The organism is Paenibacillus radicibacter (assembly GCF_024721995.1).
Lineage (GTDB): Bacteria > Bacillota > Bacilli > Paenibacillales > NBRC-103111 > Paenibacillus_AM > Paenibacillus_AM radicibacter.
Map to the genome: position 1 here is coordinate 238,623 of NZ_JANQBC010000007.1, position 14,862 is coordinate 253,484.

Sequence of the window (14,862 nt, forward strand, 5' to 3'; positions counted from 1 at the left end):
TTAATGAGTCGTGTGTATCGATTTGTACTTCCGGAGGTTCGAGCAACACTTGCACAGTGGCGTGAGAAGGCGGAATGCATTCCAGATCCTGAACTAAGAAAGCAAGCAATTGATAGTATTACACACAAAGAGTTTCACTGTCAGGGTGGCGCTGTATATGCGGCAGCGAATATTTCCATGCGCCATGTTCTGATTCCATTAATTGTTGCTCTTCAGACGATAAGTGATTATTTGGACAACCTATGTGATCGCAGTACATCACTGGATCCAGAGGATTTCCGCTTATTGCATCAGTCTATGCTAGATGCAGTAAATCCAAACGCGACTTTACAAAATTACTACGCGCTGAGAACGGAACAAGATGATGGCGGTTATTTGCATGATCTTGTGGAGGAATGTCGCCGCTGTATTGGACAACTTCCCTCATATCCGTTAGTTGCTTCTTCTGTAACAAGTTTTGTGAAACTATATACAGACTTGCAAGTTTATAAACATATCCATCGTGATCTTCGTGAAGATTCTTTGGTCAATTGGTGGAAACAACACCGCGATAACTATCCAGAATTACACTGGAATGAGTTTGCCGCAGCGACGGGTTCCACACTAGGTATGTTTATGTTGTTTTTAGCGGCGGCTGATACGAATTTACAAGCTTCAGAAGTGGAGCGAATTACGCAAGCTTATTTCCCATCGGTGAATGGACTTCATATTTTGCTCGATTACTTAATCGATCAACAAGAAGATCAAGTAGGTGGGGATTTGAATTTTTGTACGTATTATGACAATATGAATACGACAACATTGCGTATTGCTTACATGGTAGAACAAGCTCGGGGGCAAATTATGCACTTGGAACATCCATTGTTCCATCGGATGATTATTGAAGGACTGTTAGCACTTTACTTATCCGACCCGAAAGTTCGAACACAACCGGAAGTTAAGGCTGTATCTAGAAAATTAATGGTTAAAAGCCCACTGACTCGATTATTCTTTTTTGTAAATTCATTAGTGATTCGCTTCACTAATCAAAAAAGTACATCATAAACGCATGCAGCAATATGGAGGAGGATCTTACAATGACAACAATCAAATCAATCGCAGTACTAACAAGTGGTGGAGATTCACAAGGTATGAATGCAGCGGTACGTGCTGTTGTACGTAGTGCATTATTTTCTGGACTAAAGGTGTACGGTGTACAACGCGGTTACCAAGGTCTACTTAATGATGACATTCGTGAAATGGATCTACGTAGTGTTGGTGACATCATTCAACGTGGAGGCACAATCTTGCAATCCGCTCGTTGTAATGAGTTCCGTACAGAAGAAGGTCAAAGACAAGGTGCTGAGAACTTACGCAAGCGCGGTATCGATGGTCTTGTTGTAATTGGTGGAGATGGTTCTTACCAAGGTGCGAACAAATTGTCTAAGCTTGGTATTCGTACAATGGGTCTTCCAGGTACGATTGATAACGATATTCCTTTCACTGATGTAACAATCGGTTTTGACACAGCAGTAAGCATCGTAGTGGATGCTGTAAATAAATTGCGTGATACAATGAGCTCCCATGAACGTTCTTCCATTGTGGAAGTAATGGGTCGTCACTGTGGAGATATTGCTCTTTATGCAGGTCTTGCAAGTGGTGCGGAAGCAATTCTAGTACCAGAAGTACCATTCGATCTGGAAGCAATTGGTACACACATGAAGGAAAACTTTGCAAGAGGCAAGCGCCACAGTATCATCGTAATGGCTGAGGGCGTAGGTAAAGCAGAAGAAGTATCCCAAGTGATCGCGGATACAAGCGGCATGGATCCTCGTGTAACTGTACTTGGTCACATTCAGCGTGGTGGTACGCCAACACACAATGACCGTATTCTTGCATCCCGTCTGGGCGATTTTGCAGTTCGCAGCTTGATTGCTGGTGAGTCTGGTAAAGCTTGCGGCGTAATCAACAACGAACTTGTTCTTACAGACATCGATTTAGTCGTAAATACGAAGAAACCATTCAACATGGATATGTATGAATTGGCACTTCGTTTGTCCCAGTAAGTTTATATTTTCTAATGGATCATACAAAAAGCGAAGAGCTGCCGAGTTATATCGGGTGCTCTTCGCTTTTTTCTATGCGGAGCCTGCATCTGTTGCAAGGACCGCAAGTATTTCTTCCGTTGGACGAAGTCCTTTTTCAGCAAAAATAATCTGACCATTCTTGCCAACTACGATGACAACGCGCTGCTGCATGAGGAATAGAAATTTCGTAATACCGTACATCTTGCGAATCGACTCATCGCGGTCAGATAGGATTGGAAAGTTGTATTGATGTTTATCCGCAAATCCTTGGTGGGATTCGACAGAAGCGGGATTAATGCCGACAACAACGGCATCGAACTTCGCATAGGCAACTTTAGAATCTCTTACCGCACATAACTGCTTGGTGCAGCCAGGTGTGTTATCCATCGGATAAAAGATAAGAACGATTGGTCTTTTCCCTGCATAATCCGCTAATTGAAAAGTACCGTGTGTACTGTCAGCCATAAATAAAGGAGCATCCGTACCAATTTGAATCATTGCTGTACCTCCCTATAAAACTATGGGCAAATCGGATTGTTAATGATAACATCATAGCATGAATGGCTAGGGTTACCAATTAGTTGAAGGAGGATTTACCCCATGTTTATGTACAAAATGGAAATCGAGTTAAGCGATCAGCTTGTGTATTTAATAGTCGTAGCGGATTCCGATGAGAAAGCGTTTGACTACGCAGAGTCGAATTTAGCCAAACATTTTATCGCAACACCGGAAGTGAAACAGCTATCGATGATTGAGAAGAAGCGTCTGGATAAGGGTAATGGCTATATCATTGAAACGGGCAAGTTATAAGGTTGAACGCAGTGTAATTAAGGTGATTTCAGGACGGCATAGAAACCGAATCGGAAGATGTGTTGTCCCAATCCCTCGATTGACATAGACGTGAAGTGGGGGAGATTGATCACGCTGTAACATGTAATGCCCCATAATATAGGTATCACCCATTTGGGGGACGAACACAGCCCCAACCAGAGGTATTCTTACTTGTCCACCATGACTATGACCGGATAATACAAGGTCAATTGGATATTCGAGCGCTTGATCGGCAACTCCTGATTCATGAGAGAGAAGGATCGTGAACGCTTGCGAGTCCATATTATGCAGGGTAGCCTTCATGTTCGGACGTCCTACTAAGGAATCATCGAGCCCTGCAATTGTTAGGAAGTCCCCGCCTGCCCCAGCTCTGATGCGTTCATGTTCATTCTGAAGCACACGGAATCCACCCTCAGTCAGTACAGATTTCACAGCGCGCACTTTCGCTTCATAATCATGATTACCCAGACATGCCCATTTGCCAAGTGGTGCTTGAAGTGTGCGTAGAAGTGCTGAACACTCCTTCGCATTTTCTACAATATGATCGAATAAATCTCCTGTAAAACAGATAAGGTCAGGTTCCAGCGCGTTTAGTTTTTCGACAACTGGCTTTAATTGATCCAAGTTATAGAAAAATCCTAGGTGTGTATCACTAATATGGGCAACACGTAAGCCATCAAGTGATGAGGGAAGACGTTTGCAAGGAAGTTCTACTTTCTTCGTTTCATAGTTGAATCGCTCGCCCCATATGGCATAAGATCCTCCAGCGATTGCTGCAGCAGCAGTTGCGCCAAAACCCCATTTGATAAATTGTCGTCGCGATAGTTTTCGTTTCATCTGCATGTCCTCTCCCATAGCGAATAAAAAAAGTGCCGCACCCAAACATGATATGGATAAGCGGCACCGATTAGAAGTCGTATGAAAATTAGTAGTTCACGTCAGGTGTATAGCGATTGTTGGCATTCCAAAGTAAAAATTCATTTACTCCATTGTCTTTCAGTGCACGAATCTGCTCTTCCAGCTCACGTTTACCATACGTAATGTGACCAGGAACCCATGTGGCAGTGAAGTCTTGAATCCATGGACGAATAACAGGTTTTAAGCCCATACTTTCAATATGAGTAAGTTTCTTCGTCGTATCTTTGGAAGCGCCATTGATGGTCACATAAGGAGCGGCATCTGGTACTTTAGCGCCAAACCAGCCTGTTGTGTAATGACTCGGATAGATCATAGGACAAATCACATTCACATTCGCTGAGATCTTCTCAAAGTCTTGTCCAATCCCTTCAGCAGCAGGGACGGATGCCGCATATCCGAATATATCCACTGAGACACGAACTCCAAGGGGTTCTAATTGTTCTCTTGCATATTTCGTAAAGGCAGATACAACTTCGATACGTGAACGCTCATCTTTGGTGTATTTCAATGTATTTGCTCGAGTTTCGAAACCTTCAGGGAATCGAACGTAATCGAATTGAATTTCTTTAAAGCCTGCTTTGGCTGCTTCTTTCGCAACTTCAATATTGTAATCCCATACTTCTTTGGCATACGGATTCACGAAGCTTTCTTTCTTCCCATTTGCCCATAGGGTACCATCTGGATGAACGAAGGATAATTCCGGCTTTTTCTTGGAAAGAATCGAATCTTTAAATACGACTATTCGGGCAATTGGGTAAATTTGATGTTCATTCATTGTGGAGATGATTTTCGGCATGTCCGAAATCAATTTCTGTGTCGTATCCATTGCCTTAAGCTGTTCATTGCCTGTCTCCCAAGTAATATAGCCGTTGTCGTCTTTGACATCGATGACCATCGAGTTAAGTGCAGTATCATCAAGGAGTTTGACTAGTGAATCGAATTTCTTAGCCCCACCAGCGCTGTAAGCGGTCAAGTAGATGCCTTTCACTTCAGGCGCATCTTTCTGTGGATCGACTTTGTTTGTTGGGAATAAATGTGCAAGTGGGTCTTCTTTAGCCTGTGGATCTGCCGGCTTTGCAACAGCGACAGCTGTACTCTTCGCTTCGACGGATACTTTAGCAACTTGCTCGAATGTAACGTCAGGGCTTGTTGCAGACAGATTTCCCCATACCATGATTAAAGATGCGAGTAACATATCCATGTGTCAATTTTCCTCTCTTATTTACGTACTCGTTCTATTATAAATCAATAGATTACAATCGCACAGAGGGAAACTATTAAAATATTTTGACACAAAAAAACCTGCCGAAGTGTAGGGCAGGCTTTCATACTTATCGTATGTAACGGTTTATTTGTGCTGGGTTTGGGCTTGTTCATCTGAACGAATGACTTCAGCTGTTGGAATTTCCTTCTTAGATTGCGCATCGCTTGAAGAAGTGGATGTTCCATTTGTTGCATCTTTAAATTCTCTAAACATTTTACCCATGCCGCGTCCTAGTTCTGGAAGCTTGTTCGGTCCGAATAACAATAGAGCGACAACCGCAATTAATATAATGTGCCAAGGTGAGAATGCACCCATAACTAACACCTCCAAATATTTAATATCATAGCATGAAATATAGGGCGTTTATACAGCATCTCTATGATAATTATTACAAAAATACAACATTTTGCGCAAAAAAGAAAACGCCTTTAGTGGAGCAAGGCGTCTTTGCGGTGTTCCGTTATGCTAATTTGAATAATTTCGATGACATCCTCGGGATCTAGGCGATCCAATCCGTATCGTAGTACGATATCAGATTCAAGCTCATCCGACTTGAGGAATGAGTAGAGCTCGGGTGTCAAGTTCATCACAATTCTAGACAGTTTTACGGTTTCCATCTCCCTCACCCTTCCAATCTCATGATTAGAAAATGACTTAGCAGAAATACCTTTAAAACCAGATCGAAATCGAAATGAAATTCAATGTTATTATATCACAATTAATTGGAAATGACAGGGTGTTTCAATTAGGACAAACGATTGAATTTCCCCCAAATTCCTGCTGTCTCCACAATGTTGACGAATGCGTCCTCATCAACGGATTCTACAATCCGTTTAAGCTCGACGAGCTCATACCTTGTTATAACCGTCATGAGGACGTCACTTGGCATACTCGAGTACGCACCCTCGGCCTTTAAGATGGTTACTCCACGCGGTGTGCGCAGCATTTTTTCGAGCATTTGTTCTTTCTTTGAAGTGACAATAAAAGCTGTAACTTTCACATGTTTAATGTGGAGCATGTCCACAACAACACCCGTAATATAGATGGCTAACATTGAATATAGGGCTAAATCCCAGTTATCTTTAAAGTAACCTAGAGCTGCGATCACGACTCCATTGAGTACGATAAGAACGCCGCCAAGGGGGAAGTCGTAATGTCTAGTCAGAATTGATCCTACAATATCGAACCCAGCACTAGAACCGCCAATGCGCAGCAATAAACCTGTTCCGGTTCCAATGAGCACTCCGCCGAATACAGCGGCAAGGATCGGTGCGTGTACAAAACCATCCGTTGGAATGAATGTCATCATCCAAGAAGTTATGGCCACGGACAGTAAGCTGATAATAATAAAACGACGTCCAATCACGACAAAACCCCAGACAATGATTGGTAAATTTAATAGGAAGTAAAGGATCGGAATATGCAGATCGCTAAAGTATCCGATAAGCATTGCAATCCCGGAAATACCGCCTGCTAATAGCTGATGAGGGATTAAAAATTGATTGAATCCAATTGAGATAAGCAAGTTTGCAACTAGGATAATAAATATATCCATGACCTTTTTCAAAAAATATCACCTCGGCAGATTATATAAAACAATCCTGAGTATAATACAAAACAAAAAAACTGCAATATGTCTGGTGTTAAATGAAAAATAAAATAAATATTCCAATTATTGTAGTTTGGCATAAATATAAATTGTGTATAAGTGGGGTTGGAAAAAAGTGAAGAGATTATGCTATACTACTTTAGAGTGTTCTTAAGAACGGATTTCTTTTACAAAAGGTAGCAAAGACTGTCGATGCTGTCGATGCATCATAATCATCTTCGAAATGAAGACTAGATAAAGTGGAAGATAGAAGTCGTCCTTAAGGATATGACTAAGAGAAGAGGCCTGTGGAGTCTGGCCGCCACATTAATGTTTGCGCGAAACGTTGATCCCCGGATGGACTCGTAGGAGCCTGCTTAAATTAAAGGAGACAAAGATTAAATTGAAGACTTTTCAAGAGCTAGGACTAGAACCAAAAATTTTACGTGCGATTACAGAGATGGGTTTTGAAGAAGCAACACCCATTCAAGAAAAAACAATTCCACTCGCAATGGAAGGCCGCGACCTAATCGGTCAGGCACAAACAGGTACAGGTAAAACCGCTGCTTTCGGTATTCCGTTGTTGAATAAAATCGAAATGAGCGAAGATCGGATTATTGCTCTAATTATGTGCCCAACCCGTGAACTTGCGATTCAAGTAGCGGAAGAAATCGGGAAATTGGGTCGTTTCAAGGGAGTTCGTTCCCTTCCAATCTATGGCGGTCAAGATATCGTTAAACAAATTCGCGCATTGAAAAAGAAACCACAAATCATTATCGGTACACCAGGACGTTTGCTTGACCATATTAACCGTAAGACAATCAAGCTTGACGATGTACAAACGGTAGTATTGGATGAAGCAGATGAAATGCTGGATATGGGCTTCATGGAAGATATCCAATCCATCTTGAAGCTTGTACCAAGCGAGCGTCACACCATGTTGTTCTCGGCTACTATGCCTCCGAACATCCAAAGATTGGCTCAACAATTCCTAACTAACCCTGAACACGTATCTGTGATTCCAAAGCAAGTAAGTGCACCACTTATTGCACAAGCTTACATTGAGATTCATGAGAGACAAAAGTTCGACGCGCTTGCTCGCTTGCTTGATATGGAATCTCCAGATCTTGCAATCATCTTCGGTCGTACGAAGCGTCGTGTTGATGAGCTATCTGAAGCCCTTCAAAAGCGTGGATATGCAGCAGAAGGCTTGCATGGTGACTTGTCCCAAAACCAACGTGACAACGTAATGCGTAAGTTCCGTGATGGCAGCATTGACGTACTTGTTGCAACAGACGTTGCAGCTCGTGGTCTAGACGTATCTGGCGTTACACACGTTGTGAACTTCGACCTTCCACAAGACCCTGAGAGCTATGTACACCGTATCGGTCGTACAGGACGTGCAGGTAAAGAAGGTACAGCTTGGACATTCGTAACACCTCGTGAGATCGATCACTTGCATTTCATCGAGAAAATGACGCGTCACAAAATTACGAAGAAACCTTTGCCAAGCATTGCTGAAGCAATGGAAGGTAAGCAAAAAGTTACAGCTGAGCGCATTCTTGAATTATTGCAAAATGATGCTCAATCCGAATACAAAGGCGTAGCAATCCAACTTCTAGAGCAATATGACTCTGTAAACTTGCTTGCTGCTGCTCTTAAATTATTAACAGGCGATAAGAAGGAAGTTAATGTTGAATTGACTCCTGAAGATCCAATCCGTGCAAAAAGACGTCGTCCAGACGTTCGCTCCAATGGTCGTCGTATGGGCGCTCCTTATGGTGGCGGTGGTGAAAGACGCAATGACCGTTCCAGTGGTGGTTCCTACAACCGCGGCGGAAACCGTGAAGGTGGAAGCAGCCGTCCTTACTACAACCGTGATGGTGGATCTCGTGATGGTGGATCTCGTGATAGCGGCTCCCGTGATGGTAACCGTTCTTCTAACCGTGATCGCGGCAGCTATGGCGGCGGCGAGCGCAGAGAACGCAGCTACTCCGGTGGTGGAGATCGCAACCGTTCGAAGCGTCAAGAAGAAGTTCAATCCTAATCAACACAATGATCGAGGGCACTTTAAGTGTCCTCGTTTTTTTTGCGCGTTTCGCAATACATTAATAATTCCCAAACTCTATCGGAATAAGGCTTTTTACGTTATAATTAATAGACATTCACCTATAAGAATTAAGAGCAAGAAGAGGGGGCCTTTATTGTGGAATTAAAAGGTTTTATGGGGGGCGCCTATCGGATATCAGAATGGATCATGCGCCTTGCTTTTTCAAACTTAATGTGGCTTGTATGCTCGCTATTTGTACCGTTTATTCCCATAATGATGCTGTTTATGATTGATCCAGCTACAGCGCCGGAAGGATTCTACATCCAAACTTTTGTGCTCATGGGGATCATCGCACCGTTTACAATCTTCCCAGCTACAGCAGCGATGTTTACATTGATCCGTAAATGGATACAAGGTGTAGACGATGTGCCGATGCTGCGTACGTTCTTTAAAGGGTACAAGGAAAACTATGTACAAGCGATGTTAGGCGGTATTCTGGCTATGCTTGCAACCGCTATTATTTATGTGGATTATAAATTTTTCATGTCAAAAGGCGGCACTTGGAGTTTCTTAGCGATATTCTTTATTGTATTCTCCATTATTTTCGTCGCAGCACTATTTAATTTCTTCTGTATTATGGTGCACTTGAAAATGAAGTTCTTTGGACTCGTGAAAAATGCGTTCTTGCTTACAATCGCTCATCCGATCGCATCGATATTGTTGCTTGTTGTAACAGGCGTGATCTGGTACTTCTCCTATTTCCAATTCACTTTCTTAGTTATTTTCTTCAGTGGAAGCGTTTCTACGTTCTTTATTTACTGGCAGTTCAATCGCATTTTTGCAAGACTGCAAGCAAAGGCTGAGGAAAACCAAGAAAAAGCAAATGAAGAAGCAGATCTTGATGAGGCGGAACAATTGCCAACTCGCTAAACTTGAAATGTTTAATTGACTGCTTTATAATATGTTTACATCCTGCGATGTACGTTACGATTTTAAGTTGTTTTGAACCAATGACGAGTTTCTAGGGAGACCCACATTGCGACGTAGCTGACATGCCTTGCCATTATGCCAAGGACCTCAAAAGCGTCGCTGCGGTCACCCACCTGCGAGAGCAGGTTCGAAACACAAAAATCGGACGGCATCGCGGGTTTTTCTTTTTTAATACGAATAAATCAAGTAGAGTCTCTGGATGTTTTTGATCTAGAGGCTTTTTCTTCATGCTAAACAGTGGTATGATAGAGTATAGTTCTCAAGGCCTGTATGCTATATTCTTCAAAGGAGGAAGTCAGTTGTTAAAGCGTATTTTGGTTGGTTTAGTTCGAAGTCATGAACAGACCGGGGAAAAAGCGAAGGACCCTGCTTTAAAAACGAAGTACTATAAGATGTCGAGGGATAAGCTGTGGGATGAAGTCATCCACTTGCTCAATAAAACGCAAGGTTACAAAATCCTTCATGAAGTGAAGTCCGTAGGGGAGATCGTCGTAGAAAAGAAGACAGTGTCTGGCAGAAGACAAGATATCACTTTGACATTGTATGGTATTAATCCGCTCAAGTCAGCGATTGATATTTATTCCGCTTCAAGAGGGTCGCTCGGTGATTTAGGCTCTAACTACCGTACGATATTAGAAATTTACAAATTACTTGACGCGAAGCTTGAGTTAAGTAAAATTACGTAATTTCAGTTAAAAAAACAGCAGAGTTCGAAATGTCATGGGTGACGTTTCAACTCTGCTGTTGTTGTGTTTAATGTCAGAATTATACGAGTTTCTTGACAGCTTCGATCGCTGCTTCATAGTTCGGGTGTTCTGTCATTTCGGATAAGTATTCTACATATTGAATGGTGTTGTTCGCATCGATAACGAAGATTGAACGCATATCCAATTGGAATTCTTTGATCAATACGCCATAAGCAAGACCAAAGGAATTTGTTTTGTAGTCAGAAAGTGTTTCAACTTTGTCGATACCTGCAGCACCGCACCAGCGAGCTTGTGCAAATGGTAAGTCAGCGGAGATTGTAAGAATAGCAACATTCTCACCCAAATTAGCTGCTTCTTCGTTGAAACGACGAGTTTGTGCATCACATACACCTGTATCAAGTGAAGGGACTACAGAAATTAGCTTTACTTTTCCTGCATAATCTGCGAGAGTAGCTTCTGTAAGCAAGTTTTTGTTAACTGTGAAATCAGGAGCTTGATCCCCAACCTTTAACTCGGGTCCAACAAGTGTAAGGGGAGCGCCTTTAAAAGTAGAAACGTCATTACGTTCGATTGACATGGTTAATTCCTCCTCTATGTAACATAGAAAAATTGAAAAATTTGAACTTATTTATTATAAGCTGTTTGGAAGGAGATTGTCCACTCGTGGAATTGCGTCAACTTCTCTATTTTGTAAAAGTTGCGAGAAAGCAGCATGTGACTCAGGCATCAGAAGAATTAAGGGTGGCTCAGTCTGCCGTTAGTCGGCAAATTCATATGTTAGAAGAAGAACTTGGTGTTACTTTATTTGTCCAAAAAGGGCGCAATGTTCAATTAACTTCAGTCGGTCGTTTATTCTTAAGCCGAATTGAAGGGATAATGACGGATTTAGAAAAGGCAGTCAATGAGATTCAAGAATTTCTGGACCCTGATGCAGGGGAGATTCGAATTGGATTTCCACACAGTGTCGTGCTAACGCTACTACCGAAGGTCATTGCATCATTTCGTAAAGATCACCCGAATGTGAAGTTTTTATTGAAACAAGGAACTTATAATAGCCTAATTAAAGATGTCAGCAAGGGTGAGATTGATCTTGCATTTATTTCACCGTTCCCTGAATCACATGAACATGTGACGGGGGAGATATTGTTAACGGAAGAATTATATGCGATCTTACCAGAAGGTCATATGCTTGCCGAATATAATGGGATACAGCTCAGTCAACTGAAAGATGAGCCATTCGTAATGTTCTCAGAATCGTATTCCCTGCGCTCGATTGTAATGGATGCTTGTCTGAAGTCCGGATTCACCCCTAAGATTGAGTTTGAGGCGGAAGAGACGGATACCATTAGAGGGCTCGTTGCCGCGGGTATGGGGGTCAGCCTGCTTCCTGAATTGGCACTCATTGAATATGGAACATTAAAGCCGGTGAAGGTGAGGGTAATCGAACCTAAAGTGACTCGTACAGTTGGTTTGATTCGACGCCGTGACGAAAAATTGCCACTAATTGCAGAGGTATTTAGACGATTCTTACTCGAATACTTTAATCGAAAATAATGAAAAAAGCTTTCTGCGACTTGAATGTCGTAGAAAGCTTTTGTTTGCTTCTAGGCAAATTGCTTAATCGTTACGGGAGTTGGCGATCAAAATATATTTGATTAGCTCAAGTACGGAGACGAGTGCTGCGGCCACATAAGTCAGTGCAGCGGCATTCAGTACTTTGGCTACACCGCGTTCTTCTTCATTATTGATGAAACCGTTAGAAATCATCAATTCTCTAGCACGACTTGATGCATTAAACTCAACAGGTAGTGTTACGAGTTGGAACAGAACAGCAACGGAGAAGAAGATAATACCAAGTGTTAATAAGAATGAAAATTGTTGGAAAATAAATCCACCAATAATTAAGAATGGTGCAACGCCGGATGCAAAGTTAACTGTTGGGAACATTCGGTGTCTGAGTACTAACATCGGATAGTTCTCAGCGTGCTGGATTGCGTGACCAATTTCGTGGCAAGCAACGGATACAGCTGAAATTGATTTTTCATAATACACAGGCTCGGACAATCTGACAACGCGATTAATCGGATCATAATGGTCAGTTAAAGCTCCACGTACAGGTTCGATGGGAACATCGTGCAGCCCTTCTGCATCAAGCATGCGGCGGGCAGCTTCATAACCAGTTAAACCAGAAAGGTTTGGGACCTGTGCCCATTTATTAAACGTTCCACGAACGCGGAATGATGCCCAAATTGACAATCCAAACGCTCCGAAAATGACAAAGTCCATCCAGTGAAAAACAAACGGAAACATCTCAACATTCCTCCAAACATAGAATTATTTTTGTGTATGATTAACTACTACGTAAGAAGGAATGAGTGGTTTCACTTTTTTGTGCGAAATTTAATTGATTTGTCCTTTTGGTTTAATAAGGAAGAAGACTAATCCTAGTGTGATCAGCGATAAAGCAGAGATTGTGATAAACAAAGCAGCATGCGAAATGTCCATCAGCCAACCGAACAGCGGCGGACCAAACGCAACCCCGATAAATCGCAAGGAGTTATAGATCGAGGTGATCATGCCGCGCTCTTCCTGCTTGACGGAACCCGTAATCATGGAATTTAAGCATGGCAAGAGCAAGCCTGTACCAATTGCGCTGAGCGTAAGGAAGCCAATAAATACATAGATGTTTTGATAAAAGAAGATCGTAAGCGTTAAGGATGCTGTCATTAGCAGTAACCCAATGTTCATCAGCCAGCGCATGAGTGTACCGTTCTTCTTAATAAGTGCGCCTGTTGTATAGGAAGTTGCCACAAGTCCGAGTAAAGGGATGGCGAGAACTAAGCCTTTCATAACACCATCGATGTTGTATGGAGGTTTCTCCAGAATATTCGATAAGTAGAACAGGACACCGAATAAAATAAACAATGCAAGTGATCCAGCGAAAAAGGAAGTAATTAACCAACGACCTTTCTCCTTCAGAATTGCCCCGATTTTCTGTAAATAAGGTTTAAGCTTTGGTGGCTCGGTCTTTTTCTTCGGTTCCTTGATAATAAAAATAACAGCGAGCAGTGAAAGCAAGCAAAACACAGGGAAAGCAAAGAATGAAGCGTACCAGACAATCAAAGCGAGCGCTGAACCGATGATCGGAGAGAGTACCTTACCTGCACCATTGGCAGCTTCAATTAAGCCCAAGGCTTTACTTTGTGTCCCATCATCATACAGGTCACCGACCAATGCCATTGCAATAGGTGCTGTGCCAGCTGCCCCCATCCCTTGGATTGCCCGTGCGATGATAACGACCGTATAGGAACCCCAGATTGCTCCAAAGCCTGCAAGAATTCCTGCGGAGCCGTACACAATTAAAGAAGGAATCATGACCGCTTTGCGCGAATACCGGTCAGATAAATAGCCAAGAATGGGTATGATGAGTCCAGCCGTGATGGAGAATAATGAGATGACAAGGGAACTTTGAAATTGGCTGACGTGCAGTTCTTTTTGTAACTCGGGCAGGATTGGGACGAGCATGGAGTTGCCGAGTACAAGAACAAGTGGAATCGTCGCTAGTGCGATGAACTCCCAAACCTTCCCTTTCCCAGCTTTCTTATTCGTGCTGTTATTCGTACTGGAGGTCTCATCGCTTAAGTCTTCGTCCATGTCACTTTGAAAACTAATATTTAATTTATGCGGTTTAGTCGTTGCCATGAGCGCACTCCTTATTTCCTCAAATGGATTCGTACGTTTAGGTTTCCCAACTCAGTTGAGGACATACTGTGAACATATTTGGCAACAAATTGTATTTGAATTGGCAAGAAGAATATAATAATAAGTATGAATGGAATGAAGGAATAAGATTTGACCAAGAGATGGGGCTAATGGTGTGAAGAAAAATATTGCTGTGCTCAGTATCCTCATCATGCTCGTGGGGATTGCCGTGTATCAAAATATACAAACAAAACAGGAACAAGTAAGTGTTGCTGCCGAGGAGATGCCTAAGCCGGATTATCGGGTGCCTTCGTTTACACTCGCTTCTCTTACAGGGGAAGAATTTAAAGTTGGCGGGGAGCGGGACAAGCCGCTAATGATTAATTTCTGGGCTTCTTGGTGTGGACCTTGTGAGAAAGAAGCACCGGATCTTGTGAAGTTGTATCAAGCCTATGAGGGGCAATTTGATCTTTATGCTGTGAATATTACACAAGGGGATTCGATGCGTAACGTACGTGCATTCGTGGATCGTCATCAGTTCCAGTTCCCTGTCTTACTCGATAAAGATGGGAAGATCTCGGAGAAGTTCCGCGTGATTGCGATACCGACAAGCTTTATTGTAGATAAGAAGGGGGTCATTCGAGATGTATTTTACTCGGAGACCTATAACTCATTAAATAAGAAGATCAAGGCTGTACTAGATGACAAGTAAATAGTAGTGCTTGAACAGAAAGCAAGCCCATCGT

17 protein-coding genes and 1 other RNA gene are annotated in these 14,862 nt (G+C 42.4%); 9 read left to right on the forward strand and 9 right to left on the reverse strand.

From position 1 onward, the window contains the following. Positions 1 to 3: 3 nt before the first annotated feature. Positions 4 to 1,044: a tetraprenyl-beta-curcumene synthase family protein gene (locus NV379_RS14625; RefSeq protein WP_258208055.1), complete on the forward strand. Its 1,041-nt coding sequence runs from the start codon at positions 4 to 6 to the stop codon at positions 1,042 to 1,044. Between the two features lie 32 nt (positions 1,045 to 1,076). Further along, the gene (gene pfkA / locus NV379_RS14630) at positions 1,077 to 2,045 is read left to right on the forward strand and encodes a 6-phosphofructokinase (RefSeq protein ID WP_258208056.1); all 969 of its coding nucleotides are present in this window, start codon (positions 1,077 to 1,079) and stop codon (positions 2,043 to 2,045) included. Positions 2,046 to 2,117: 72 nt separating this feature from the next. Here pfkA and NV379_RS14635 read toward each other — a convergent pair whose 3' ends face one another. Then, entirely contained in the window at positions 2,118 to 2,564 is a 447-nt protein-coding gene (locus NV379_RS14635; RefSeq protein ID WP_258208057.1) for a peroxiredoxin, read from the reverse strand. A 102-nt stretch (positions 2,565 to 2,666) separates the two neighbouring features. Here NV379_RS14635 and NV379_RS14640 point away from each other — a divergent pair, with 102 nt between their 5' ends. Continuing rightward, a complete protein-coding gene (locus NV379_RS14640) occupies positions 2,667 to 2,876 on the forward strand; it encodes a DUF3906 family protein (protein WP_258208058.1) in 210 nt (69 codons plus the stop codon). On the opposite strand, the gene NV379_RS14645 is transcribed toward NV379_RS14640, so the two are convergent. The 5 genes from NV379_RS14645 to NV379_RS14665 form a co-directional block, all read right to left on the reverse strand. Next, positions 2,871 to 3,734, reverse strand: a complete 864-nt coding sequence (locus NV379_RS14645; RefSeq protein WP_258208059.1) for a metallophosphoesterase — start codon at positions 3,732 to 3,734, stop codon at positions 2,871 to 2,873. The two genes, NV379_RS14640 and NV379_RS14645, sit on opposite strands and share 6 nt — an antisense overlap. Before the next feature lie 88 nt (positions 3,735 to 3,822). After that, a complete protein-coding gene (locus tag NV379_RS14650) occupies positions 3,823 to 5,016 on the reverse strand; it encodes a putative glycoside hydrolase (protein ID WP_258208060.1) in 1,194 nt (397 codons plus the stop codon). Between the two features lie 147 nt (positions 5,017 to 5,163). Continuing rightward, positions 5,164 to 5,394: a Sec-independent protein translocase subunit TatA/TatB gene (locus NV379_RS14655; protein ID WP_258208061.1), complete on the reverse strand. Its 231-nt coding sequence runs from the start codon at positions 5,392 to 5,394 to the stop codon at positions 5,164 to 5,166. A gap of 113 nt (positions 5,395 to 5,507) precedes the next feature. After that, positions 5,508 to 5,696, reverse strand: a complete 189-nt coding sequence (locus tag NV379_RS14660; protein ID WP_258208062.1) for a hypothetical protein — start codon at positions 5,694 to 5,696, stop codon at positions 5,508 to 5,510. A 128-nt stretch (positions 5,697 to 5,824) separates the two neighbouring features. After that, positions 5,825 to 6,634, reverse strand: a complete 810-nt coding sequence (locus NV379_RS14665) for a YitT family protein (protein WP_258208134.1) — start codon at positions 6,632 to 6,634, stop codon at positions 5,825 to 5,827. 436 nt (positions 6,635 to 7,070) lie between these two features. On the opposite strand from NV379_RS14665, the gene cshA reads away from it, so the two are divergent. The 4 genes from cshA (at position 7,071) to NV379_RS14685 (ending at position 10,393) form a co-directional block, all read left to right on the forward strand. Beyond that, entirely contained in the window at positions 7,071 to 8,714 is a 1,644-nt protein-coding gene (cshA, locus tag NV379_RS14670) for a degradosome RNA helicase CshA (RefSeq protein ID WP_258208063.1), read from the forward strand. A gap of 159 nt (positions 8,715 to 8,873) precedes the next feature. Continuing rightward, positions 8,874 to 9,647, forward strand: coding sequence for a YesL family protein (locus NV379_RS14675; RefSeq protein WP_258208064.1), 774 nt, complete (start codon positions 8,874 to 8,876; stop codon positions 9,645 to 9,647). Between the two features lie 36 nt (positions 9,648 to 9,683). Continuing rightward, positions 9,684 to 9,871: non-coding RNA, 6S RNA (ssrS, locus tag NV379_RS14680), on the forward strand. A 135-nt stretch (positions 9,872 to 10,006) separates the two neighbouring features. Continuing rightward, positions 10,007 to 10,393 (forward strand): DUF1499 domain-containing protein, encoded by a 387-nt coding sequence (locus NV379_RS14685; protein ID WP_258208065.1) that lies wholly within the window; start codon positions 10,007 to 10,009, stop codon positions 10,391 to 10,393. Between the two features lie 79 nt (positions 10,394 to 10,472). Here NV379_RS14685 and tpx read toward each other — a convergent pair whose 3' ends face one another. Further along, positions 10,473 to 10,991: a thiol peroxidase gene (gene tpx / locus NV379_RS14690; protein ID WP_258208066.1), complete on the reverse strand. Its 519-nt coding sequence runs from the start codon at positions 10,989 to 10,991 to the stop codon at positions 10,473 to 10,475. An 86-nt stretch (positions 10,992 to 11,077) separates the two neighbouring features. Here tpx and gltC point away from each other — a divergent pair, with 86 nt between their 5' ends. Beyond that, positions 11,078 to 11,968, forward strand: coding sequence for a glutamate biosynthesis transcriptional regulator GltC (gltC, locus tag NV379_RS14695; protein ID WP_258208067.1), 891 nt, complete (start codon positions 11,078 to 11,080; stop codon positions 11,966 to 11,968). A gap of 63 nt (positions 11,969 to 12,031) precedes the next feature. Here gltC and NV379_RS14700 read toward each other — a convergent pair whose 3' ends face one another. Both NV379_RS14700 and NV379_RS14705 read right to left on the reverse strand, forming a co-directional pair. Next, positions 12,032 to 12,724 carry a zinc metallopeptidase gene (locus NV379_RS14700; protein WP_258208068.1) on the reverse strand — a complete coding sequence of 231 codons (693 nt, stop codon included), beginning with the start codon at positions 12,722 to 12,724 and terminating at the stop codon, positions 12,032 to 12,034. 90 nt (positions 12,725 to 12,814) lie between these two features. Continuing rightward, positions 12,815 to 14,116, reverse strand: a complete 1,302-nt coding sequence (locus tag NV379_RS14705; protein ID WP_258208069.1) for an MFS transporter — start codon at positions 14,114 to 14,116, stop codon at positions 12,815 to 12,817. 175 nt (positions 14,117 to 14,291) lie between these two features. On the opposite strand from NV379_RS14705, the gene NV379_RS14710 reads away from it, so the two are divergent. Further along, on the forward strand, positions 14,292 to 14,828 hold the full coding sequence (locus NV379_RS14710) for a TlpA disulfide reductase family protein (protein WP_258208070.1): 537 nt from the start codon (positions 14,292 to 14,294) through the stop codon (positions 14,826 to 14,828). The last annotated feature ends 34 nt before the right edge of the window (positions 14,829 to 14,862 follow it).